Raw genomic sequence first — 25,275 nt, forward strand, 5'->3', positions numbered from 1 at the left:
GTCAGAGAATGGTGAGCGTGATAACGGAGGTTGCGTCGATCTTCCCCGCAGTGGGTGCTTGAGTACCGGTGCGCAGCACGGTCGCCTCGAGATCGAAACTGTGTTCCATTGGAGCATCGGGCTTGACTGGGAACCCGCTGTTGGGATCGTTCGGCTTCAGGATGTATTGGGTCGCCCTGTCGCGCAGACGGATTCCCAGGTGCTGCGCGCCCGTGTTCTGGATCAGGCTCGGGTCGTCGCTGTCCGGGGTCGCCTGCAATGTGGCGACGATCGACTCGGGAGGCGTCGGCCCGGAACAAAGCACTTTGAATTGCACCGGTTTCGTCGGGCCCTCCCCATCTTTGATGTCACGCGGGCCGAATTGGCCGAAGTCGACGTTGAGCGTCCTGCTGTCGACTTGGCAGCTAGGGAGCACCCGAAGGAATACGTTACGGCCCATGATGCTGATGACCGCTTGACCATCGTCGCCCGAGACGCGGCCGATATTCCCGCTGAGTTGAACTTCCGAGAAACTCGGAATATCGTTGCTCGTCTTGATCAGTTGAACTCGAAATATGGCTCCCGGCGGCATCGAGATATAGTTGTCCTTTACATCGCTCCAAGGGTTCTTATAGGGCAAATGCGATTCGGGCGGGCTGCCGACTACGCGAACTTGAGTGAGACGGAACCCGACTCCCGGAACATTGGTTTGAAAAACGTGATCCGCTATTTCCGTAGACGACGATGTCAGATCGAAGTTGATCGTGCCGGACGGTACCGTGCACCAGATGAACGCGAACGCGTTGTAGGATTCGCTCTTGCCTTCGGCGATGATCTCGCCGATCGCAAGATCGGGATCGACGTCGATAGTCGTTGAACCAAAGGAGACGTTGTACGTCGTGTGTTTTCTTGCGTCTCTTCCGTTGTTCTGGATGTCTTCGATATTTTTATCGCTGAGAACGCGGCAAGTTGCGAATGCCCCGGAAGAGGAGGCAAGAATCGTGACGAAGAGAAAAAGTGCCGAGAGTGATGTTTTCATGCAGTGAACGAGAACAAGCCTGGAAGAGGGGGAAGCAAAGCCGACAGGTCTGGCTGCCGACTTACACGTCGACCGCATCCCACCGCGCGAGCAGTTCGGCGGGAATCGCATTGGCGATTTCCGAAAAGCGCTTGCCGACCATCCGCTCCGACTGGCGCAGCAGCACGATCACCGGGCTGCTCGGCTCGTTCTGCTCGAACCAAAGGCGCGTCGCCTGAATGGCCGCCAGCGCGCCCCAGCGATCCATTGGCGGTTGCGGGCTTGCGATCGGCGATGCAGTGGGCGCTTGCGTGCCGGCATCGCCTGCCGGGCCGAACGTATCGGCGGCGCGCGAATGCGCGGCGTCGCCGTTCGCCGGCTTCGCATCGCCTTGCGGTTGAGCGGCGTTCGCCGAATACGGCGATTCCAGTTGCGCCTGTGCAAACGGATACAGCAGTTTCGCGATACCGGACAGGTCGGGCGCGTCCTCGCCGAGCGATTCACGGGTCGAGGCGCTCAAATCAGCCACGATGCGCTGGGCTTCGGCGAGCGCGACGATCGTCTTGTCGCGCCGGTTCCACCATTCCTTGAGTAGCCGGCTGGCCGATTCGGGCGCGAGTGCGTCTTTCACGCGCGTCACCGCGAGCGCCTTCTCGATGTCGCGCAGCTGCAACTGCAGGCCGCTTGCCTTGGGCAACTGAATTTCCCGGATATCCGCAAGCGTTGCATCGGGGTCAGCGAACGTTGCGATCGCATTCGCATAGACCACGGGATCGCGTTCGCCTTCGAAGAACGGGACAGGGTGTAGCGCTTCGCCGTAACGTGCGAGCATCTCGTTGAGTAGCGCGAGGCCGTCGCGCAGCCCCTCCGCGCCGCTCTGCCGGATTCTGCATCGCGTCAGGATCACGACGAGCCGAATGTCCTTCGTGCGCAGCAGCAGCGCGCGGCAATCGCGTTCGGCCTCCGCCCAGTTTGCGGGCTGAGGCGCTTCGACGAACTCGCCATATTGCGCGTCTTTCTTCGGTGCGATCGCGGATTGCAGCATCACGAACGCCGGATCGTATTCGAGGTCCGGCCCGCAGGGCGCGTCCTGCGAAACGGGCGCGAGAAGATCTGCGTAGCGCAGCGTTGCAGCGGATATGGTGGCATTCATCGAGGAGCAATCTCCAGATCAGGAACAGTATTTTTCCGGCTCGAACACCATGCCCACGACCGGCTTGCCGTCCCTCGATTCGCCGAGCCAGGTCGAATAGCCGAGACGGTGCGTGGTGTCCGTGCGGGCGGGCGGTGCGGCGCGCGGCTTGACGAGCAGCTTGATCTCCCAGTCGTATTCGTGGCCGATGAAGGCGCGCACCCAATCGACCAGGGTAGGCAGATCGTTGCCGTGCGGCGTCAGGCGAAGATATTGGTCGAGATCGAGCGGACCGATGACCAGCCGGAACTTGTGCTGACAATCGGGAACCATGTCGCCGAGCAGCGCGCCCTCGCCCATGACGGTCGATGCGGCGCGCGCGCCAAGCAGGCAACGCTCAGGCTCCGCAATCCGGATCCAGTGGAAGACGTACTCGTCGACGACGATCGGCACGCCGAAGTAATGCGACAGCGTAGCGGCCACTCCGTCCGGATTGCGCGCCTCGCGGACGAGATGCGCGCATGCGGCGTATCGCGCGTGCGTGGGCGGGTGCGTGCGCGCGGCTTCTTCGGGATCGGTGCCCATCAGGCTGCCGATATAGAACGAGAACGTTTCGCGCTCGGCGCGATCGAGCGATACGGTTGCTTGTGACGACGCCCACGCGCGATAGAACAACGCGAGCGCGCGGTGGTGAAAGAGATTGGAGAAATGCGCGATCGCGTGATCCTGATAGCTCTCGGCGCGGTTGTACGCGAGCTCGGTCATGTGAAGCGGCAACGGCCCTTGCGGCCCCCACAGGCCGAGACCGAACAGCTGAATGTCGAGACGACCGCGCTGCACGTCGAGCGATGCGATCTCGCGCGGCGCGAAGGCCATCGACGGACGTTGTCCGATGCGAAACGGCTCTTCCCTCGGAAGACACGCGGTTCCGGGCAGAGGCATTCGCGCATCGCGCGCGGCGATTGCGCGCAACAGGCTCAGGAAGCCGGCGCGCCACGGCGCTTGCGGATCGAACCATGCCCGCAGTGCATCCGGATGCAGCGGCGAGCGGGCGTCGACGGGCTGGGTGGCGGGCGGCTGAGCCGTCATACCGCGCCCCTTCCGCCCATTCGCGGTTTCCATCGCGTGACAAGACCACGTTGCATCGAGCGAAGCTCAGTCTCGGTGAAAACATTGATCGAGACGTGGCGCGTGAGGTACTGCTCGAGCACGAGACCGAACAGGTATGGGCTCAACCCCGAGAAGCCGCTTTCGTCGACGGTCAGTTCGCATCGGACGCCGCGCCCGTAAACCAGTAATCCGTGACCGGGCAGACGCCGGACGACCGGCTCCGTGCGCGCGCCGACCAGACTGTCGATCTGCGTGGCCTGCTCGCGTTCGCTCGTGCCGACGAAGAGGCGCAACATGTTGCGCAACGCTTGCCCGCCGTCGCGGTGGTCGAGCTCGGCAAGCGGCATGTAGTTGAAGCTGAGCTGGCGAATCAGGCGCCATGCGGTTTCACCTGTCGCGTATGGCTCGCGCGGCGCGCTCGGCGGGTGAACCAGGCTCACGCCTTCGATCGGTACGGAGTCTTGCATCGTCAGATCGTTGACGCCATTGCGCGGGATCAATCGGGGAAGGTCGCGGTTGGTGACCCATGCGTCGACGGACAGGTAACGAATGTCGTCGGCGTACGGCGCTTCGGCTTGGTCGACGAGCGACACGTAGACTTCCGTTCCGACGTATGGCGTGCGCGTTCCATACTTGCGCGCGTTGGTCGACGTCGTTCTGGGTTCGCGCAGAATCGAGAAATACCGGCCGTAATTGCCGATGTCGCTATGCAGCGTCTGATAGAGCGGATTGAAGGTGACTTCCGTCGACGTTTCGGCTTTTTGCCCGAACACGCGCGATACCGAGAACACTTCATAATCGAGCGGGCGGGTGCGGTCCGGTATCAGGTGGAAAGCCGTTTGGGCGCGATTGATTTCCACACGGTCGGTTCGCTTCGGGAACAGATTGACGATGGGTGCGCAGAATAGGAGAAAGCGCGCGGCCTCGACGTGCGTGACGAGCTCGTCAGGCAAGCGATCGAGCAACAGCACGATTTCGGCTTCCTTTCCGTCGACGCGCGACAAGCCGGCGTTCAATTGCGTCAGCGCGAAGAAATAGAAGCGCTGACGGCAGGTGAAGTATTCGTGCAGCAGATTGTGCCCATGGAACGTGTTCCATACGAGCGGCAACAAGCTTTGATCGGGCGACAAGCCCTCGAAATCGACCGCGTTCTTCGCAACGACGACGCCTTCGCCGCGCGCGGCGCCCTGCGCGCGCACGACCGACGCGACGCTGCTCGCGTGAATCAATTCAAAGAGATGGGAGGCGATGCGTTCGTCGCCGCCGATATATAGCGAGAGGCGATCGAGTCCCGTAATTTGCGAAAACTTGATTTCGCCGACGGTGCGCACGCGCAGCCGGAGCGCGCCGCGCAGCCTCGTGTGCGGCAGCAGGCTGCGCTGAAGATCGGGAAGATCGGGCGGCACGGCGGTCAGCGTCGCGCCGGCGATCTCGATAGGCCAGAGCGTGATGTCCTGGCCGGTGCGGAATTCGCATGCGGTCTGCTCGCCGGGCGGGATCGACGAGCGCAGCATGCTGTGACGCGGAACCTTGAACCCCTTGCTGAAATCGCCCTCCCGCAAGCTTGGACGCAGGCGCGCGACAGCCATCGACGGCGTCGGCGCAACGTAATTCGGATAGGTGACTTCGAGCAGGCGTTGCGTGAAGCGAGGAAACTCGGCCTCGAGCTTGAGTTGCGTGCGTGCGGACATGAAGCAGAACGCCTCGATGAGTCGTTCCACGTATGGGTCCGCCACTTCGATGCCTTGCATGCCGAGCCGGCGCGCGATCTTCGGGTGTTGCGCCGCGAATTCCGCGGACAACTCCCGCATGTAGGTCAATTCGCGGTTGTAATGATCGAGAAACTGCGGGTCCATATCATTTTCCGTTGAGCGTGGTCTTGTCGAGCGTGACTCGATTCGACTCGAGGTCGAACGTGCTCTGGATGCGCAACTCCAGCGGATACGGCGACCATTGCACGAGCGCGCTGATTTCGAACGTCAATTTGTTGTAGCTGGCACCCTGTCGCGCTGCGAGCGGCCTGATCGCCAGGGAGTCCGCGATGAGGCGCGGCTCGAAATGGACGATCGCGGCGCGCACGAGGCGATCGATCGCTTCCCGGTTCCGGTCGTGCAGGTAGCTGCCCGACAACGGCGGCACGCCGTAGTTGACGACAGACGCCGAAACGAGCGGATAGCGGCCGGCATCCACCTCGTCGTCCAGATTGCTCGTGTTGAGCAACAGGCTCAGATCTCGCTGGACGATGCGACGCATTTCGTCGGCGCTCGGCGCATAGGCGTCGGGCGATTCGCTGAAGGAATGCGGCGCGTCGTCTTGCAGCCGGTCGAGCAGCGAGGGAAGGTATGCGGCCCGATGCCGTCCTTCAGGATGCCGCATCGTCGCCTTCGCCCGTGAAGCGGCATCCGCCGATCTGGAGCATGCCCCAGTCGCCCTGGTCGGTGGTCCACGTTCTTTGTCCGAGAGCGACGACGTTGGTGATGCCGATGTCGCTCCAGGTCGTCTCGCTGGCCAGACGGATTGCGGTCGTGCCGCTTTCCGATCCCGGATAGCGGGTCGGCGCATAGCCGCGGAGAACCGTGGCATCGAGCATGAGTGCCGTGACCGGACGCCAGACCAGGTCGGTCAGCGTACCGGCGGGCGCAAACGTGATCGACTTCAGCTGTTCGAACGGAATCCACCGATAGCCGCCCGCAACCGCTATTTCGAAGATCGGACCGAGACGCGAGTCGCTGTCGGTCAGCCATGCGAAGCGGCCCATTTCGGCGCTTTCCCCGCAGGTGACGGGTGCGGAATCGAACGCGGCCTCGCGCAGCGCATCGGCGGCTGCGACGTCGCCTGCGCCGAGCTTCCCATTGGCTTCGAGGAGCGTATCGACCCAGGCGGGCTGCGCGTCGATGAACCCCGGCGTTCGCTTGCCCGCAAACACGTCGGCCCGGAACATTTCGCATCGGATCAAGCCGCGATGCAGTTGCGCACGCGCCTCGCCCTGCGGTTCGAGTTGAGCCCAGGTTTGCAGTTGCTTGAGCGCGCGATCCCATGCGCCGTCGATGCAAAGCAACTGAAACAATAGCCAGCGTTCCCGCGTGTCGGATGGCTGCTTTCGGACCGCTTCGACGGTACGCGCCTTGATTTCTTCGAAAGACCGGGTACGCAGCGCGTCGTGCAGCAATTCGTCGTGCAGATCGGAGTTATGCGGAGATTCGGATCGATTCGTCATGCGGTTCTTCCTGTTGGATGTCCGTTTCGGCGGTCAGCGTCGGAAAGTGACTGTCCACGCTCATCAAGTGATGCTCGTGCCTGGCAAGCAGCGCCGCTTGCGGGAAATGTGCTTTCTTCCTTCGTAGTGGCGCGAGCAGGAGCAGCACGTCGTGTCGCTCTTCTTCGGCAAACAACTCTTCGGCGCGAAACGGATTCATCTCGTCCAGCACGTAGTCGATGTTTTGCCGATTGCCCAGCAGATCGCCCAGCAACGATCCCTGGCGGTAGCGGCCCGGCGCGTCCAGAAATGGGTCGTCGGGAACGGGGGCGGCAATGTGGGGACGCTCGATCGACTTGAGCTCATGGGCGTATGAGCGCTCGTGATGGATCAGCGCGTGCCGGTATTCAGCCAGCAAATGCGCCAAAGGATCGATGTCCGTCGAATCGAGCGCGGGCGGCGCCGGGTCGCTGAGCGCTTCTTCGTCGAGAATGACAAGCGGCGCGGCGCCGCCCGCCGATGCGCGGCCATACGGATGTGGCGCTACGGGCAAATTGGCCAATTCCGCGAGATCCGCGAAATGCGCCGGTTCGCTTCGCGGCAACGCGTTGCCGAGCGCAATCAGATCGACGGGCGGCGGCTGGGACGCAGGCTGCTCGCTCGAGCGTGCGCCGCCTTGAATGGTCAATTCAGCGGCGGCGACGGCGATGACGTCGCCATGCTCGAGATGCCGGCCGGCACCGGAAGCGACGGCCTCGCCATTGACGCGACAATCGACTTGAGCGCAATGGTTTTCCATCCGGAGCGAGCCATCGGGATCGGCTGCGAATACGATGCTGTCGTTCAGGATGCCGATGCATGCATCCGGCGCAGCGAATCGGTTCGTCTGCACGAAATAGGCGCAGCCGGCTGCGCCAATCGCATGTTGCTGCAAAGGCGAGACATCGCGCCCGTCGTGGCGTGCGAGCGTGACGAGAGGCGTCGATATATCCGATTCTTCGTGATGCGCAAAAGCGTGTCGCGAGCGATCCGATTCCAGTGGTGAGCCGTTTTTCGACATGACGATTGAGCGGCGGGCGCGAGCTGCCCGATTGGCGGCTTGTCGGCGCGCATCCGATTCATGCGGGATGCGCGGTCCTGGGTATCAAGCGAGACACGCCGATCTTATCGTGGGTCGAATTTTCAACATATGAGAATAGTTCTAAAAGCGGGTGATTATCGAGATTGCATTTGCCCGGATGTTGCATACGTTTGAAAAGGAGCGAAGCATGCGCGGCGCGAGATCGCGCTGCTGAAGTCCGGATGCTTGTGACGGGCGGTCACCGCGGGCCTCGCGCCGGCACCGGCGCATCTGTTGCCATGACTTCAATGAGTGATAAGAAGCTCGAGATTTAATACTCGTCTCATTGAGCTTCATCGTCTGTCGCGATTAATGTCGTGCCTTTCCCGGCGAGTGCGCTTGCACGAGACGGAACCGGAAGCGGGACGCGATTTTCCGGTTTTGCATGCAGGCTTCGCATATTCACGAATTCACGATCGAGACATGACAGTTTCAAGACAGGCACTTTTCGGCAAGCTCGGCCATTCGCTATTTCGCAGCATCGAGTCGGCGACGGCGTTCTGCAAGCTTCGCGGCAACCCCTACGTCGAACTGGTGCATTGGCTGCATCAGATTCTTCAGGCCGCTGACGGTGATATTCAGCGAATCGCTCGTCACTGCGACATCGACATCGGCGCACTGGATCGCGACATGGTGCGCGCGCTCGATGAGTTGCCGGCGGGCGCGAGCTCGATTAGCGATTTCTCGCACCATATCGAGGCGGCGATCGAGCGCGCGTGGGTGCTGGCGACGCTGGACTTCGGTGATCGCCGGATTCGAGGCGCGTGGCTGCTGGCTGCCTTGTTGAAAACGCCGGAGTTGAGGCGCGTGCTGTTATCGATTTCGCCGACGTTCGGCAAGATTCGTGTGGACGATCTCGACGCGATGCTGCCTGCGTGGATCGACGGTTCGCCGGAAGCGAGCGAGACGCCGTACGACAACAGCGATTTCGGCGCGGTGGCCCCTGGCGAGGCGTCAGGCGCGTTGCAGCAGAAGGGCGCCGGTTCCCCGCTCGAGCAGTATTGCATGGACCTCACCGCGCGGGCGCGAGCGGGGCAGATCGATCCCGTTGTCGGCCGCGAGCTGGAGATTCGAACGATGATCGACGTCCTGTTGCGCCGCCGCCAGAACAACCCGCTGCTGACAGGCGAGGCGGGCGTGGGCAAGACGGCCGTCGTCGAAGGGCTCGCGCGCGCGATCGCCGATGGCGATGTGCCGCCGAAGCTAGCCGATGTGCGTCTGCTGAGTCTCGATGTGGGCGCGCTTCTGGCAGGCGCGAGCATGAAGGGAGAATTCGAGGCGCGCCTGAAGGGCGTGCTGGAAGCGGCAACAAAGGCGACGCAGCCCGTCATTTTGTTCGTCGACGAGATTCACACTTTGATTGGCGCGGGCGGTCAGGCGGGCACCGGAGACGCCGCGAACCTGCTCAAGCCCGCGCTCGCACGCGGCACGCTTCGAACGATCGGCGCGACGACGTGGGCGGAATACAAGCGGCATATCGAAAAAGATCCGGCGCTTACGCGCCGCTTCCAGGTATTGCAGGTTCCCGAGCCCGATGAGGCTGCTGCGGTCGACATGGTTCGAGGACTGACGCGAACCTTCTCGCGTCATCACGGCGTTGTCGTGCTGGACGAGGCGATTCGCGCGGCGGTCAAGCTGTCGCATCGCTACATTCCGTCCCGTCAGCTGCCGGACAAGGCGATCAGCTTGCTCGATACGGCATGCGCGCGCGTCGCGCTGTCGCAACATGCGCCGCCGCGCGAGCTGCAGGACGTCCGTAGAAGATTGGAAGCGGCGAGGGTGCGGCTCGAATTGCTCGACGGCGAGCAGCGCATCGGCATTGGCGACGAGATCGCGCTCGCAGCGTCTCGCGAGGAAATCGCCGCGCTCGAAGTGCGAGAGCAAGCGATCGATGCTTGCTGGCGGCAGCAGATCGACGCGGCTCAGGCTCTGCTCAGCGCACGCGAAGCGGCGGGCAACGATGCGGACCGGCCGATCGACACGCTGCGCGAGCTGGAGCGGGCGCTCTCGAATTTGCAGGGCGATTCCGTGTTCGTTTTCCCCGAGGTCAACGAAGCGATCGTCGCAGAGATCATGTCCGACTGGACCGGCATTCCGGTCGGCCGGATGGTGACGGACGAAGTGTCCGCGGTGCGTGCGTTGCCCGATACGCTCGCTGCCCGCGTGATTGGTCAGCCGGACGCGCTGCATCAGATTTGCGATCGGGTGCAGACGGCGCGCGCCGGATTGACGGACCCGAAGAAGCCGCTCGGCGTGTTTCTGCTCGCGGGGCCGTCGGGCGTCGGCAAGACGGAGACGGCGCTGGCGCTGGCCGAGGCGCTGTACGGCGGCGAGCAGAATCTCATCACGATCAACATGAGCGAATATCAGGAGGCGCATACGGTATCGGGGCTGAAGGGGGCGCCGCCGGGTTACGTCGGATATGGCGAGGGCGGCGCGCTGACCGAGGCCGTGCGCCGGCGTCCCTATTCGGTCGTTCTCCTCGACGAAATCGAGAAGGCGCATCCGGACGTGCACGAGATGTTCTTCCAGGTGTTCGACAAGGGCTACATGGAGGACGGCGACGGCCGATATATCGACTTCCGCAACACGACGATTCTCCTCACCAGCAACGCGGGTTCCGAACTCTTGGCCGGACTGTGCTCGGACGAGGCTTGCGTTCCCGATGCGGACGCGCTCTGCGCCGCACTCGCTCCGGAATTGCTCAAGACGTTTCCCGCCGCCTTTCTGGGCCGCGTGACGCTGGTGCCCTACCGTCCGCTTGCACAGGAGACGCTATCGCGCATCGTCAGGCTACATCTCGATCGGGTAGTGGTGCGAATGGTCGAGAATCAGGCGGTCCGCCTGACTTATTCGGACAACGTCGTCGATTACATCGTCGATCGTTGCCTCGTGCAAGAAACGGGTGCTCGCTTGCTGATCGGCTTCATCGAGCAACATGTGTTGCCGCTGCTCGCCAAGCACTGGCTGGATTCGCTGTCGTCCAAGCGCGTGCTGGCGAGCATCGATCTCGGAATCACCGATCCCGGTGCGGTTCCTGCGGAAGCGTTTGCCGTGCACGCGCTTCACGGCGACGCGCAAGATCGGTAGATCGGTAGATCGGCGCGGCACACGCCGAGCGAGATGCTCGGCGTTAGGTTGCAAGCACTTGCTTCGTCGAACGAATCGAACCCGGAGAAAAAATGACGGGTTGGCGGGGCCGCCAACCCGTGTCTCACCGCTGACGATTCATTGCCCAAGCTGCGCCGTCGATGCGGGGAGCGGTGCGACAGGACGTGTACGCGGCGGGTTGCACGGCTAGCATGTCGAGGGCGTTCGCGCGCAATCCTGTCGGCAGCGGTGTCGTGCGTTCAGCCGGTCGTTTTCGGTGTCGCGCGCAATGAAATCGAACGTCGGCGCCGCGCGCTCCGGGTCGATCGCGGGTCGATCATGCTCGCGCGGTGCGTGCCGGTTGCGGCCGGCGTGGCGCATATGCGGGGCAACCATCGTCCTACAAGCGCTCCAACGCATCCAAGAGCAAGGATTCCAGCGTTCGCCACGCCGCGCGCAGCGTGTCCAGATCCTCGATTTCTGCGATCTCCTCGGCGGCGGAACAGCGGGCGATGAGAAAGCGGTTTCCGGTCAGCGCGAACCCTCCCTTGATCGAATGAAGTTGCTCTCGGACCGTTTTGAAATCGCGCGATGCGAGCGCTTGACCGATCTTGTCGATGGACTGCAACGTTGCGGTGCGCAAGGCCGCCGCGACCGCCGGCGGCAATGTGCGCATCCGCAGCTCGGCGTTGACCGGAGCGGACGCGGTGTCGGCGCGGATTTCCGCTACCGCCGTGCGCGCGGCGTGCCGTTGCAGTACCTTGTCCAGGGTGTTCAAGGACAAAGGCTTCAGGACGATTTCCGCGATGCCGACCTTCTTCGACCGCTGATAATCTTCGGCGGTCGCGTGAGCGGTCATCGCGATGATCGGAACGTCGGCGCGCATCTTGTTGGCGAACATCGCGAATCCGAAGCCGTCGAGCTCGGGCATGCCGAGATCGGTCAACACGGCGTCGTACTGATGCTCGCTGAACGCGCGCAAAGCGTCGCGTCCGTTTTCGACCACGTCCACCCGATGGTCGAGCGCCTCGAGCTGATCGCGCAATAGCGCGCGATTGGCCGGATGGTCCTCGGCGACCAGGACGTGCAGCGACGCGCGAGCGTGCGTTGACGCATTGCGGCGCGGCGCGGTCGGCATATTCGGCATGGCCGCCGCTTGGCGGGCCTCGTGCAAGGGCAGAATCACCGTGGCCGTGGTGCCGAACTCCGGCAGGCTATCGATTTCGATCGAGCCGCCCATGATCGTTGCAAGTCGCTGGCATAGCGGCAATCCGAGGCCCGACCCGCCGAAGCGACGATGAATCGACGCATCGGCCTGCGTATAAACGTCGAACAACGTTGCGATGCGGTCCGGCTGGATTCCGATGCCGGTGTCGCTGACCCAGATCTCGATGGCGGAATTGCCCGGCCCGGCCTTCGCACGATGGACATCGATGGAAATATGTCCGCTATCCGTGAATTTGATCGCATTCCCGATCAAATTCGACAGTATCTGGCGGATGCGCGTCGGGTCGCCGGAGTAGTAGTTCGCGACGCCCTCGCCGACGCTCGAAAGCAGTTCAAGGCCCTTCGACTCGGCGAGCGGCGCATATGCGTCGACGATATCCTGCAGGAGCGCGTGGATATCGAACGGAATGTTCTCGAGCGTCATCTGGCCGGATTCGACCTTGGAAAGATCGAGTATGTCGTTGATGATGTGCAGCAAGGCGTTCGAGCACGATTCAACCACCTGAAGGCGCTCGCTCTGCTGCATGGAAAGCTGCGACCTGCGCAGCAATTCCAGATTGCCGATGATCGCATTGAGCGGCGTTCTGATTTCGTGGCTCATCGTGGCCAGGAACGTGGACTTGGCCTTGTTCGCCTGGTCGGCCGCGATGCGTGCTTCCTCCAGCTTCAGCTCGCTTTCTTTGCGCAGGGAGATGTCCAGCAGCGTGCAGAGCTGAACGTTCGCGCCGCGATAACGGGCGGCGACGACATTGGCTTGCAGGTAGATCGGATTGATTTCGTCGCGCTCGATGGCGAGATCGTGTTGCAGCAGCGCGCCGTCCTCGCTGTCGGGGCGGCCGGTCGCGTATCGATAGGCCTTCCAGAGCCGAATGTGCAGCGGTTCGCCGCTCGTGCGCGCCGAAAGTTCGAGCATCGCGTTGTTCTGCAGCAGAACGCTGCCGTCCTGGGCGGAAAGCAGGCCGAGCCCGACGGGCGCGGTGCGCAGGATCGTACGATTGAGCACTTCGCTTTCCAGCAGTCGCTGGGCGCGGCGGTAATTGGGAACGAGGCCTTTGCGATCGAACTGGATCGCGAAGAGCCACAGCATGCCGATGATGCCGGCTACGAGCCCTGTCATGAGCGCGAAGCGGGGCATCATTGCGGCCGCGATCGTCTTCCACGAATAGGCGTGGACGAGCACCCAGTCGGTGCCGGGCAACTGATCGCTGGTCACGAACATGCCGTCTTGGTAACGTTCGACGAGACCGTCGAATCCATCGCCGAGCGACCGGATGCTCAACGCGGAATCCGTCACGCCGCCGTTTGCGCCGGACTGGTTCGACGAACCGATGATGACGTTGCCTTTGCGATCGACGATGGTGAACGTGCTGCCGGCCGACGCGTCGTTCAGGTTGCTGTAAAACATGTCGAGCGGCAGGCTGCGCACATAGATTGCGAATAGTTTCCCGGTCGCGTCGATGGCTGGCTGGACGATGCGGATCATGGACTTGCCGGTGAGCGGATCGGGGTGCGGCGGCAGCCAGACGGTGCGTCGATCCGCGCGCAGCGGGATGATGGCGCTTGCGTCGCGAAGATAGCGGATGTCGCGCATCGCGTCGCCTATCACCATGGACGCCGAATGCGATTCCAGAAATGCTTCGGGTGACTGATCTTCGCGGGACCACAGAAGCGAGAGGTAGGTGCCGTCGGGCGAGAACGAGTAGCCTTCGACCCGGTCGTCCGGCAGCGGCGATTGACCGTCTCCCATCAGCAGTTGCGTTTCCAGGAGCGCGAGGTACGGCGCAAACGTGCTCGCCGGGCGATCCGGCGCCGGTATGCCGAGGGCGAGCGCAGCCGGCGCGCCTTGCGGCGTGTACAGGACGGCATGGCCTTGGTGCGCGTCGAAGCTCGAGAGCAATTCCGGCGACGGTTCGATGTGTCTGTTCCACAGGCCTTCGGCATGCATCACCGCACGCATGAGCGCCGTACGTCGAATTTGTAATTTTATTGTAAGTTTAGATTGCTGGATCAGAAATTCGTAGCGTGCGTTCGACACGTAGTCCATCGCCTCCATTCGGATCGCGAGCAGCAGGCAAAACAGGATGAAAACAGATACTCCGAGCGCGCCGCCATAGGTGAGTAGACGTTGGTACGTCAGCATCTTTCGCGGGTCGAACAGCGCTTTGCGGTGACTCAGCTTGAATGGCTGGATCAGCAGTTTCTTCAGTTTTCCTGGCATATCGAGGCGTTGACTTGGGCGTGCGAGACGAGATCGGGAATGCGGATACTCGATTGAGATTTTTTGCGAATATTCCGTTCGCTAGCGTTCCCGGATAAACAATAGAATCTCTCCGTATACTATTCCCTTTCACGGCATCGATCTTTTGTAATTCGTATTTCCGAAATGAAAGAAATTTGAAATATTCGGCGGTCGACGCGAGAAATGACGAAAGAGCAAAAGTATGATGAATAGGCTGCTGTGATGCCTGCCGTGATGGCGAGGCTACTCGGCGTGTCGAATTTTATGAGCTGATGCCGACCGGCGCTCTCTTGCCTTTCGAACTGTCTGGCCAGCGATCGAGTCTCACGCAGGCAACGCGGCGCAAAGATCCGGCGGGCGCGTGGAGCGTTCGCCGAAGCGTGTCGTTCGGCGGGGAGGCTATGCGGAGGCGGGATGATCCGTCGGTCGGCTTTGCTCGAATGGCGGCGGCCACGCAACGGTCCGTCGCGCTCGGTGTTGCGCGTTCGCGTCTCCTGGAGCCTTCATGGGAGGTCGGTGCCGACATGGATTATCGCGCAAACCCCTGAAATTCGGCCGACGTTCTCGACGCGTTCATGTTACGTCGCTCGGGCCGGACTTGGATTGCTCGACCATTCGCGTGCTACCGGCATCGTTGACGTAAAGCGCGAACCGCATATTTCGCCGCAAGTGCGACGAGGACGAAATTCAGCATTTGGCGCTGCCGGCGCGCAACACCGTTCCGGTTTTGACAATCTCCTTCCATTCGGCCTGCGCCTTGCGTCGCGCGGAAGGTGAGAGGAATATGAAATTGTTGAGAAGCACCAGGAATTCTCGCCTCTCCTCCTCCGGTAGAGCTGAAAAATCGAGCATTATGGATGCAACCTTTTGTGAGTTTGACATCGGATAGACCTCGGAAGATTGACTCAATCAGCTCCGGTCGAGGTGCGTTGGCGTGCGCAAATGATTGGTTATGATTCGAGTTTTGTCGAATGGAATCGGGTTGGGCACGACCGGGCATGGTGTGAATCGATCGAGTTGAATGATCGAAATATACGGACCCGATATCCGAGGGTGTATTGGACAAAACAAAAAATGAGTGTGAAGCGAGGCGTATTTGTATTAATCTCATGCGCGTGCGAGGCCATGTAAGTCGAGTGCGGCGAGAAAGCGGCCGGAATTTGATTTCTATTGAGAGGCCGCGGCCAATCACGACGTGTTGTCGATCGATGACGACGGCATCGGTCATTCGTCGTCGGCATTCCGAATATCGCAAATTGATGACCATGCGGATGGCGGGCATGGCTGTGCGAGGGCGCGAAGTGTGTCGTGAGTTGTCCGATATCCGGCTCCTCGCAGGAATTCGATGCAATGTCGAAGAAGAAAAGCGCGGCGCTGTCGAGGCCGAAGTTCGAACGAGCGACGAAGACATGCAACGCGCGCTACCGTGATTTTGCGGCGGCGAACGCTCATGAGCGACGTCAGCGAACGTCATAAGGCCGTTCATCACGACAGCAACCGATCAATGACTGGTCGTGTCTTCGACCAGTTTCACCTTCAGCGCATATTTGAGAAGATCGATGTCGCTGTTGAGGCCAAGCTTTCGCATGGCATTGGCTTTTTGAGAGCTGATGGTTTGTTTGCTTCGCTTCAGGCGGTTGGCAATTTCGTTGACCGACAAGCCGGACGTGAACAGGCGCACGACTTCCATTTCCCTCGGCGATAACGGAACGCTTCCGTCCGGCGACTTGCCATGACCGCTGTTGACGATCGTCTCCATGGTCGGAGAAAGGTAGGAACCCTTCGCATAGCTGGCGTGAATTGCTGCAATGATGTGTCCGACCTCGTCCGATTTGCTGAGAACCGTTGAAATGCCGTGTGAAATCAGATTGTGGATGATCGCGGGGTTGCTGATCATCGTGAGCGCAATCAAGCGGGTGCTCGGATATCGCCTTTGGATATACGAGAACAGAGAAATGCCGTCTCCGAAGTTGTCGTCCGGCATGTTGTAATCCGAAATGACAACATCGCAAGGATATTCATTGAGCGCAGACAGCAGTTCAGTGGAATTTCGGCAGGCGCTCACCACTTCTATCGAGCTGACAGGAGCCAGCGCGTGAAGCAGGCCGGTCAGTACAGCGGGATGGTCATCCGCGATGATGACCTTGATGGAAAAAACAGTCATCTTGATTTTAAGTTACATGGTTTGCGAAGTTTTGTGAAAGCGCGTGACATTTTTGAGATTGACTGAAATTCCATCTCGATATTGGGCTTTTTCTATCGATCTTTATCAATTCGATAATTTGAGATTCATTTGACATTGGCGGCTCGGGTGTTGAAAATTCATGTTGAAAATCGTAAGGCGAAGCCCGAAAATAGGCGCATCGCGGTTTGATGCGCTGGATATGGAGCTTCAATAAAATCACACTTCGAAGCCGATGAGGCCATCATCATCGATGATTAATCGACGTGTAAGATGAAGATTAAATTACAAATGCCGGCGGTGCCATCGGACATGTATTAAAGGGTTGAATTTGTCAATATTTTACAAATTCAATCGCGGGAAGAGTTGTGGATCTCGTTTTGTTCATGAAGGTGAAGATGGATTGTGCAATTCTGCCTGTGAAGGATATGCGAATTAAGAAGGCGCATACTTGGCATGTGCGCCTTGGCGTCGGGTAGCGTGACGCGCGATGCGAGGCTGGTTGCGGACGATCGCTGATCAGCCGCATGATCCTTCGGCTTCTTCATAAGGTTGATCCGGATCGAACAGTTCGGGCGCGTCATAAGTAACGCGGCATTCGCTTCGGTTGACGCCTGACAACCTGATCGGCTTGCCGATGTCGTCATCGGATAGGATGAAATTTCCGTCTCCGACGATCGTGCCGAGGAATTGCCCTTGCTCGTCGAGCACGGTGGTGCCGACCGGTGCGGTGGCCCCTGTCGAATCTCGTATCGTCAACATGAGTTGTCGCGTTTCGGTTGCGTTGATCGTGCGTGTGAGCACGCTTCCTCGTCTGAGTCCGATGTCTACGGTCGTCGTGTCTAGGCGCACATTCATGGGGAGGCTTTGCGTATCGAGCCGAAGCTGGGCTTTCGTGTAGGGCGTCACTGAAGGAATGATCGCGGTGCCGAGCGGATTGGTGATGGAGGTGCCGCCGGGAGCGCTGATTCGCAGCCCCTTCTGGTTTGGAACCGATACGATGGCGAACGTATCTCCGATTCGACTGGAGGCCGTTCCGAATAGTCCGTTGGCGTATGCGATGCCTCCACTTACGGACACGTAAGTAGACCGTGAATTGGTCGTGCTCTGAGCGACGCCTGCACCGATCTGAGCAAGACCGGTGTTCATGCTGAAGGATGCGTTCGCGGTCTGGCCGTTCTTGTCGCCCGATGCGCCAATGGAATAGGAGCCGTTTCGTCCCAGCCGATTGCTGTAGGACGTGCCGAACGTGAGATCGCCGCGCTGCGACCGGGCGCTTCGTGCGCTCAAGGAGCCGCCGCCAAGCGGAATCGACACGTTGGCGTATACGCTGCTGCCGTATTTGGGGCTGATTTGTGCGGCAAGGCTGACGTTCGCACGGCCGATCTTGCGGCCGATGCTCAGCGTGTGAGACAGGGTGCTCGAAGCGCCGAAGAAACTGTTGTACGAAAGTCCATACGTAAAACTGCCCCAGCGAGGATGCGCCCAGTTTACCGACGCGTTCGCCGAATGCTTGGTTTGGCCCGCTCCGGTGGCGTCGCGAAGCGATCCGAGTGCAACATCGGGCGTGGTATAGCGATTCGAGCGCGAAAGCCACGAGGCGGACGCGAACACGTTCCCTCCGATCCGGGTCGAGCCTTGCAACTCGAATTGGTATCCTTGACCCACGCCGGCGGCCCGTGAATAGCGCACTCCACTTGCAAGCCATGCCCCGGATTCCGCCGAGAGTGTTCCTTGGGCGCTCGCATGAACATAGCCGGGGGCGGCAAGCGCGGCGGTCGACACGCGAAGATTGTTGAACGCCGAGAAGGAGACTTCGCCCGTGGCGAAGATCGTGGGCGTGCGCCTTCCGTCGGAATGGCCCGCGTCCTGATAGCGGCCGATGGCTGCCTGCCAGGTCATCGGCTGCTTCGCGTCGGCATAGCTCATGCCGACGGGCATCTCGAAGCGTCGCTTTCGCCCGTCCTGTTCGGTGATTTCGATCTGGAGATCGGCGTTCTGCGCGACGTTGCCGATGTCTGACAGCATGAACGGCCCAGGCGGGACGATCGTGCGATAGACGACACGGCCGCGCTGACGTACTTCGACGGTCGCGTTGCTTTCCGCGATGCCCTGAATGGGAACAGTCAGTTGTCCTCCGCTTTGCAGGCTGTCCGAACCGATTTGAACGCCGAGCATCGGCAGGCCGCCCAGGCTTTCGCCTGCGGAAGTGAACTGGCCGATCTGCGCGATGGCGCCCCACGCGTCGACGGTACGCGCGAGGTAGGTGTCCTGCAATTGATACGAGAATCCATTGCTGGAATTTGTCAGCGATCCGCGATTGCGGAAAGACCAGTTTCCGATATTGAAGCCGGGCTCAATTCGCGCCTGAAAGTAATGACTGTTGCCGAAACGGGTATCGAAGCGCTGCGCGAAGACATCGTAATTCAGCAACATCGCCTTACCGCCGGAGTGCAGTCCGTCGTCGCGCCGCTTCGGATCGAACGCTTTCTCCGGCACGGTCATGTCGATTCGGAACTGCCCCGGATGGAGTTTCATGTGAAATTCCGGCCACATTTGCTCGGGGTCGACGCAACCGGCCAGGTCGGACGGTTTACGCAATCGCAGCGTGCCCAACAGTGCGGCGTCGAAGCACGGATCGCCGTCGTCATCAAATTGAACGTTCGTCGTGTAAGTCTGATGGGCGTTGAGTGCGATCGTGACTTCCTGTCTGCCGGGGAGAAAGCGCGAATCGCCGCTGAAGAATTTTGCGATGTCGGCGGAATAGCCTCGCGCGATCAGCGTTTGTGTGTCGAATTCAACAGCCACGCTGGACGAAGGCGACGAGACGGCGAGCGCGTCGCTGCTTCCCCATCCAATGAAGAGGAGCAAGCTAAGCGACAGGATCGACCGTCTTGCGTGCACAACGTATCTCCCGGCAGCGGTGCTGTTTGAGTTGGCGAGGGAAGGGGGCCGCGTTGATTCGCAAGCCCTCTACAGGTGAAAGGCGCAACTGGCCGTGCGCGCCGGACGGAAATGGCGCGAGCCGCATCGACACATGAGCCGCGTGCGTGGCGGCGATGCGGGCGCAGGGTCAATGGCCGGCATCGCTCGAACAAGAGCGTTCGTTCCGCGACGAGCGCGCGGGTGGCCATTAATGTGAATGATCGTCGCGTCGCGAGGCGAAATCGCCCGGCGGCGCGAATGCAGCGGACTGGGGCGAGAGACGAGAGTTGGCTGGTTGACGTCGGCGAGGTGATGTTGCCGACTTTCGCTCCGCCAAATTAACGCTGGACCGGCATCGTGACTGCGGGCAATACGAGGCCGTAGCGGCTGAGCGGAACGATCTCGATTTTGTCGGCGGCATCGTCTATTTCAACAGTTCGAGACTCGCCAGGCATCAGGTAGGCATGCGGGAGCGCGACCGTCTTGTTCGCGGGCAACAGCTTGACGCTTGGCGCGAGGCGGATCACGTGCGTGCTCGGATTGCTGAGCGTCAAATGTCGATCCGCAAGGCTGAGCTTCAAGTTATCCCAAGGGGTTTTGGAAACGGGAACCGCGCCGGCTTGAACCAAAAAGCCGATTTCCTGGCGTACCGGCATCACGAGCGAGCCGCGGCCAGTTTGCGATACCCCTTCGAACGATGCCTTGAGCATGTACTCGTGCTCGAGTTTGGCCCCCTTCTTGAGCGAAAATTTGATCTGCTGACTTTGGCCGGGATCGATGCGTGCGATTGGCGGCGCAATCAGAATGCGTTGACTGAGTTTGTCTTCGCCAAGATCTTCGAGCTTGCTGACGAGCAGCATGGGGCTTTCGCCGTCGTTTTTGACGTTGAAGGCGACGCGTTGATCCGTTTCGTTGAAGATGATGGTTGGATTTTCCAGGGTAAAGGTGGCTGCGTGGGATTGCAGGCTGCATGCGGCGAAAATCGATGCCACGAATGTTTTGATACGGAAAGCGCGAAAAATAATGTGGGGGAGCATAGGTGAATTCGTCTTAAGGCGTTGATGATGCGGAAGGCTGGTAAGCGGTGGTGCTTTTATATTGATTAGACATACGGAATGTTATCTTTTGCGCTTCGGGCATGGAGTAGGACGAGTCCTGTTGTCCGGTGGGACAAGTACTAGTTCGCTTGATTCATGCTTCTGGTGGGGCGGGTGGAAAGCGAGATCGCTGAAGGTGAAGTTTTCTTTGGAGTATGGGCGGCTATGGACTCAATCGGAAATTGGTCTTCGTTTGTCAAATCAAATTAATCTTGAGGAATGTCTCGGCCTTGCATATTGAAGATGCCGATTTTTTCGGAAACTAAATAATTATCTGGAGGGTGATGCGAGAGGGATATTGGTGGGGTGCGCCTCCTCGAAATCGATGAAGATGGTGTGCGCACTAATGCGGTAATGACGATAAATGATCGGGTTTTCGCATGATTGCCAGATGGCATGCGGGCGCCATCCGGGGTGAGTTATATTTATAGGCCGAAAGCGAATGCCAAAGTTGTCGAGCCATCTAGGTCGATCGATTCGGTGAGCGGACCCGCCATAATGCTTGTTCCAGCCAGGTAGGCATTGACTGTCAGGTCAGCCGTAAAATTTCTGCCTATAGCAAGACTATTTGGCGACCCCCAACCTTGAATTATATCCGAATGACGGACATAGATGTCCGTGTCGCTTGTCTCTAAAGTATTAAATAATTTCGTTGCTTCGCCGTCAACGGTGGGGTTTGTCATTTTAATTGTGTAGTAACCTAGCTTGCCTGTTTTGTTGACCATGCCAAGGCCGAACGTGTTCAACGTCCTACTATCGTGCGATGAAACGCTGGCAGATTCGCTGCGATTGTCCGTTACCTTGAAAGTCATGAAGGTGTTGGCATCGCAATTTACGGACCAAGCTTTTGTCATTTTTCCGAGATCGGTATGACCCGTGCCGCTCGTTATTGTCGTCGGCAAGATCTTTCCGTAATCGTATATGCCGTTGTTCGCAACGGAGACAGTGCAGCTCGGCACGTCAATTGTGCCCTTGACCGTGAGGTCCAGGTTTGGTGTATCAGCTTGAATATTAGCCGACCAAAGTTGCGCGACGATAATTGAAATCGCGCAAAATGTGATTTTTGGTTTCATGGGAAATTTGATGTATTTAAGGTTGGCTTGGATTTTATTGCATTGAGATTATTCGTTTTGTAACGAGTGCGATCGTATGTGTGGTACCCGGTATGTTGGGACGACCGTCTCTTGTGCTTTTTGTATTTTAACGAGGCGCGGGGGATAGTGGGCTGTAATCAGCCGCGAAACGCGATCGATGTTCGGGCGCATCGATTGTGCCCGAACATCAGTTTGAGACGGTTAGAGGCCGAACGCGAAAGTCAGCGTTGCGGAGCCGTCCAGATCGACTGCGTCCTTCAGCGCGCCACCCATCGTTTCGGTGCCGGCGAGAACCGCTTCGACCACCATGTTCGCGGTGAAAGTCGTTCCGGCCATCTGCGATGCGGCGCTTTCGCTTGCCCACCCGTGCGTGTAGTTGGCGAGCTTGTTCAGTTTTTGAGACGCTGCGATAACGCCCGTACCACCGAGAGACGTGTTCGGCGTTGCATACACTCGTGCCTTTTGGCCATCGACCTGCGCATCTTGCATCGTCACCGTGTAGTAGCCCAATTTGCCGTTGTCGTTGACCGTACCCAGGCCAAATGCGGTGTTGTCCGTCGAACTCGACGAAGCGCTGCGATTGTCCGTCACTTTGAAGCTCATATACGTTTTGGCATCGCAGTTCACGGTCCACGCCTTTTCCATCTTGGTAAGCGCCGTAGTCGCCGTACCGCTCTTGATCAGCGTCGGCGAAATTTTCCCGTAGTCGTATACGCCATTGTCGGCCGCGGCGACGGTACAGGCCGGCACGTCAATCGTGCCCTTGACGATAAGGTCTTGAGCCGGTGCTGCAGCATGAGCTGCCGTCGTGCCGAGCATGGCGATGGACAGCGCGAGAAGAGAGGTTTTCAGTTTCATGGATTCGAGTTCCCAAGTAGAAAAAAGCCCGGAGGCCGGCATATTCCCGATAAACCAGACGGTCGTTGCGGAAATCCGTGACTGAGATGCTAATCAACGAGGTTTGTCCTAACACTGGGACAGGTCCTGTTTTGGATCGAACTCGTCCTAACCCGCGGGCGCGCAACACCGCGAAAAATACCTGTGGACACGAGCCGCGCGTCCGGTGTGCGGTTGGCAGCCTGGCGCCACGCGCAGGAATGCCGCCGAGGCGACTGTACGGAGTGCAGAGCGAGCGGAGAGGATCGCAGCGGCAGCCGCCATGCGGCATGAACGCAGCTTTTGCCGGTGCGGGATTGCAGTGCATGCCGTCCGGGATTGTCGTTTGGATGCTTGTCGCACAAGCGTTGCAAGAAGGAGGCGATAGGCAGGGCAATGCATGCGCGTGAGAGCGTCGTACCGTCGAACATCGCTCGCTTTGCGATCCCGTCGCTTAGTTCGAGCGTGGGCGCCGTACTCAACTCACGGGCCCCGTAAATCGGAAGAGCGCTTCGAAGGCGTGCCAAAAGCGTCTGTACGGTCGCCGCGCGCCGATGGAAATTATTATGTGACCCTTAATGTGGGTGTGACTCACGCTATAGGGGGCGATTCCGGAGCGTGATTTCGGTCGGGTAATTTCGGAATGGATGCGTCGATACACGATCCTGGTGGGCTGTATCCGGATGCTGTTTGGACGTGGCTCGCAGCCGTGTGCGCCTCTTGTGCATAGTGCAGCAGGACGATCGGTCAATTCGACTGTTCTTGCGCGGCGCCACATCGAGCTTAATCAATTCGACGAGACAGGTAAAACTTACGCGGCGCGCAGTAATTGTTAAATATTGTTTGTAATGAAATTGCCGAGTGTTTTGTAATTATAATGTAAACATGTAGGCAGTAGGCCGCTAGATTCATGTTGTCGTGAATTGAAAATTATAAAGTGCATCAACTTATTGAGTTTTCAATGAAGTGGTGAGCGAAGATTGTTTGCCGCGCGCCACGTTGCTTGTCTAGCGGCAAAAATGGAGATCGACGTTATATAAACCCTATTCGTTCTGAACAGTTGATCGATTGATTCGGGATCGAATGAGGCGCGTGGTCGATATGACGTTGATACAAATTTGGGGGTGAAATGAAAATCGATTTGATTGTCGCTGACGACCATCCCGCACTGATAGCCGGAATAGAGCATGCGCTGAGCAGATCCAGTGCGATCAGAGTCGCAGGCACGGCAAGCAATTCCACTGAATTGGTCGATCTGCTCGCGTGCGAGCGATGCGACATCCTGATTACCGATTACGCCATGCCTGGCGGCAGCCACGGTGACGGCCTTGGGCTGCTTTCGTTCCTGAGGCGCCATTACCCCGATTTGAAGATCATCGTATTCACGGCGATCGACAATCCCGCGCTCATCGCGTCGATGGCACGGCTGGGCGTGCGTGCGATCGTGAACAAGATGGACCATATCGACAACCTGATTGCGTCGGTCCAGGCCGTCTACGCGGGAGCAACGTACATTCCGGCGGACGTCGATGCATTCGTGTCGTCGCGAATTGCCGACGACGGGCAAGCGCTGTCGATCGAGCGGCAGCTCTCGGCCCGGGAATTGGAAATCGTGCGTCTTTACGTATCCGGGCTTTCCGTCAACGAAATCGCTGCCTATCTTCATCGCAGCAAGCAAGCGGTCAGCACGCAAAAGATGAATGCGATGCGAAAGCTTGGCATCGAACGCGATGCGAGCCTGTTCCGCTTTGCGTATGAAACCGGCCTCATGGCGGCCGGCGTGCCGTCCGGCGCTCCGGTCGGGGTGCAGGCGGCGGCGTATTGATTGCCGCTTCGCCGCGACGCCGGATCGTTCCGCTCGTCACGCTATTCTCATGCGGCAGGCGTCCTGTTTCGCACAACGACACGCGGAGCTCGCGGTCGCGACGCAACATGCGCGGTTCGGGTAAGCAAAGCGCTATCGGGCAACGAATCGCTTAATGCGCCGGCGCTTGCATGGAGCAGCCATGTTGCGCCTTGCGCTGCGAGCCGTGCGCGAATGCGTGCGCGGCAACATGACAGGCCCGCGATCACCGGCACCCGCTCAACCGGAAGGCGGTTTCCGTCGCCTCGTCACGTATCGCCGCGTGCCTCTTTTTTCGACGGCTGCAATGCTGGCCGACGCTCGGCTTGGCCAGATGCCGAACTGCCCGGAGAGCGGCAGCCGGATCGGCGCGCGACTCCGGCCGAATCTCCGACCGAATTCGCCGAGCGACGCAATCGCGCCTTTGTGCCGGCCATCACGCTCGACGGTACCGCGCGGTTCGGCGCCGCGATTTCATCCCAAATGATCGTTGTCCTGGTGGCTCGACAATTCGAAAACCTTCCTGTCCTTTCCGCGTATCCATGCCGGTTCTCGCCCGAGCCCGGTCCACGTCGAGCCGCTGACCGGGTCGTAGTACTTGGGTTCGCGCTTCTTCTTCGAAGAAAATACTTCTTGAGGCGTAAAGCCGAATTCCGCGACGCATTCGCGAATCTCCTGGAGCACTTTGGCTGAAATCGCCTTGCGTTCCCGGTCCAGGGATGCCTGAAGCGATTTGACGTGTTGTTTGTACTCTTGATAACTGTTCATGCCTGAATTCTTTCGATCGAATACGATATTCGATTGGTGAGGTATGCCGTTGAATAAACTCGATATTGTTGGATGGTAATTTAAAGATTGATCATTTGTAATGGGACAAGTATGGATTAAGGGCGCTTTAAATCGCGATTGCCGAAATTCAATCGCCGGCTTCCGTCCTTCCTCGGGCGTCGCGCAATGGCGATGATGTTCGTGGTGCGGCCGGCAGCGGGAACGCCGAGCTGATTCCGGCCGGCCGCGGCCACTTGCCGAAAATGCCGCGACGAGGCGCAAGCGGCTTGGAGGCTCCGCGATGTGCGGATCGTGGGCGGCGCGGGCCGCGATAGCGGTCATTGGCCGTCGGAGGTCGCTGAGGGGAAGCGTCGCGGTG

Annotated in this window: 18 protein-coding genes; 3 read left to right on the forward strand and 15 right to left on the reverse strand. The window is 59.6% G+C overall.

Annotated features, from left to right (window positions below; translation table 11 throughout):
• Position 1 precedes the first annotated feature (1 nt).
• From X946_RS08655 to X946_RS08685, 7 genes are all read right to left on the reverse strand, one after another.
• Positions 2-1,018 (reverse strand): fimbrial protein, encoded by a 1,017-nt coding sequence (locus X946_RS08655; protein ID WP_038745880.1) that lies wholly within the window; start codon positions 1,016-1,018, stop codon positions 2-4.
• A 61-nt stretch (positions 1,019-1,079) separates the two neighbouring features.
• Positions 1,080-2,150, reverse strand: coding sequence for a type VI secretion system protein TssA (locus tag X946_RS08660; RefSeq protein WP_038745882.1), 1,071 nt, complete (start codon positions 2,148-2,150; stop codon positions 1,080-1,082).
• An 18-nt stretch (positions 2,151-2,168) separates the two neighbouring features.
• A complete protein-coding gene (tssG, locus tag X946_RS08665; RefSeq protein WP_038746270.1) occupies positions 2,169-3,218 on the reverse strand; it encodes a type VI secretion system baseplate subunit TssG in 1,050 nt (349 codons plus the stop codon).
• Positions 3,215-5,095 (reverse strand): type VI secretion system baseplate subunit TssF, encoded by a 1,881-nt coding sequence (gene tssF / locus X946_RS08670; protein WP_038745884.1) that lies wholly within the window; start codon positions 5,093-5,095, stop codon positions 3,215-3,217. The genes tssG and tssF overlap by 4 nt, the downstream gene beginning before the upstream one ends.
• Position 5,096: 1 nt before the next feature.
• A complete protein-coding gene (tssE, locus tag X946_RS08675) occupies positions 5,097-5,615 on the reverse strand; it encodes a type VI secretion system baseplate subunit TssE (RefSeq protein ID WP_038745886.1) in 519 nt (172 codons plus the stop codon).
• Positions 5,602-6,408: a type VI secretion system accessory protein TagJ gene (locus X946_RS08680; RefSeq protein ID WP_038745888.1), complete on the reverse strand. Its 807-nt coding sequence runs from the start codon at positions 6,406-6,408 to the stop codon at positions 5,602-5,604. Before X946_RS08680 ends, tssE begins: the two co-directional genes overlap by 14 nt.
• Before the next feature lie 19 nt (positions 6,409-6,427).
• Complete coding sequence (locus X946_RS08685) at positions 6,428-7,495, reverse strand: TagK domain-containing protein (RefSeq protein WP_038745890.1); 1,068 nt, start codon at positions 7,493-7,495, stop codon at positions 6,428-6,430.
• 483 nt (positions 7,496-7,978) lie between these two features.
• On the opposite strand from X946_RS08685, the gene tssH reads away from it, so the two are divergent.
• Positions 7,979-10,645 carry a type VI secretion system ATPase TssH gene (tssH, locus tag X946_RS08690; protein ID WP_038745892.1) on the forward strand — a complete coding sequence of 889 codons (2,667 nt, stop codon included), beginning with the start codon at positions 7,979-7,981 and terminating at the stop codon, positions 10,643-10,645.
• 400 nt (positions 10,646-11,045) lie between these two features.
• On the opposite strand, the gene X946_RS08695 is transcribed toward tssH, so the two are convergent.
• Together X946_RS08695 and X946_RS30655 are read right to left on the reverse strand one after the other, a co-directional pair.
• Complete coding sequence (locus tag X946_RS08695; protein ID WP_038745894.1) at positions 11,046-14,090, reverse strand: ATP-binding protein; 3,045 nt, start codon at positions 14,088-14,090, stop codon at positions 11,046-11,048.
• A 708-nt stretch (positions 14,091-14,798) separates the two neighbouring features.
• Positions 14,799-15,020, reverse strand: coding sequence for a hypothetical protein (locus tag X946_RS30655; RefSeq protein ID WP_226377267.1), 222 nt, complete (start codon positions 15,018-15,020; stop codon positions 14,799-14,801).
• Between the two features lie 299 nt (positions 15,021-15,319).
• Between X946_RS30655 and X946_RS35040 the strand changes: the two genes are divergently transcribed.
• Positions 15,320-15,541 (forward strand): hypothetical protein, encoded by a 222-nt coding sequence (locus X946_RS35040; RefSeq protein ID WP_156440057.1) that lies wholly within the window; start codon positions 15,320-15,322, stop codon positions 15,539-15,541.
• Between the two features lie 71 nt (positions 15,542-15,612).
• Here the strand turns inward: X946_RS35040 and X946_RS08705 are convergent, their stop codons facing one another.
• The 5 genes from X946_RS08705 to X946_RS08725 form a co-directional block, all read right to left on the reverse strand.
• The gene (locus X946_RS08705) at positions 15,613-16,275 is read right to left on the reverse strand and encodes a response regulator transcription factor (protein ID WP_038745896.1); all 663 of its coding nucleotides are present in this window, start codon (positions 16,273-16,275) and stop codon (positions 15,613-15,615) included.
• A gap of 537 nt (positions 16,276-16,812) precedes the next feature.
• The gene (locus X946_RS08710) at positions 16,813-19,197 is read right to left on the reverse strand and encodes a fimbria/pilus outer membrane usher protein (protein WP_038745898.1); all 2,385 of its coding nucleotides are present in this window, start codon (positions 19,195-19,197) and stop codon (positions 16,813-16,815) included.
• 359 nt (positions 19,198-19,556) lie between these two features.
• Positions 19,557-20,255 (reverse strand): fimbria/pilus chaperone family protein, encoded by a 699-nt coding sequence (locus X946_RS08715; RefSeq protein ID WP_038745900.1) that lies wholly within the window; start codon positions 20,253-20,255, stop codon positions 19,557-19,559.
• A gap of 485 nt (positions 20,256-20,740) precedes the next feature.
• Entirely contained in the window at positions 20,741-21,388 is a 648-nt protein-coding gene (locus X946_RS08720) for a DUF1120 domain-containing protein (protein WP_038745903.1), read from the reverse strand.
• Between the two features lie 222 nt (positions 21,389-21,610).
• On the reverse strand, positions 21,611-22,267 hold the full coding sequence (locus X946_RS08725) for a DUF1120 domain-containing protein (protein WP_038745904.1): 657 nt from the start codon (positions 22,265-22,267) through the stop codon (positions 21,611-21,613).
• A 1,147-nt stretch (positions 22,268-23,414) separates the two neighbouring features.
• On the opposite strand from X946_RS08725, the gene X946_RS08730 reads away from it, so the two are divergent.
• Complete coding sequence (locus X946_RS08730; RefSeq protein WP_038745906.1) at positions 23,415-24,110, forward strand: response regulator transcription factor; 696 nt, start codon at positions 23,415-23,417, stop codon at positions 24,108-24,110.
• 492 nt (positions 24,111-24,602) lie between these two features.
• Here X946_RS08730 and X946_RS08735 read toward each other — a convergent pair whose 3' ends face one another.
• Complete coding sequence (locus tag X946_RS08735; RefSeq protein ID WP_038745908.1) at positions 24,603-24,896, reverse strand: H-NS histone family protein; 294 nt, start codon at positions 24,894-24,896, stop codon at positions 24,603-24,605.
• Positions 24,897-25,275: the final 379 nt, after the last annotated feature.

The organism is Burkholderia sp. ABCPW 111 (genome assembly GCF_000773065.1).
Lineage (GTDB): Bacteria > Pseudomonadota > Gammaproteobacteria > Burkholderiales > Burkholderiaceae > Burkholderia > Burkholderia savannae.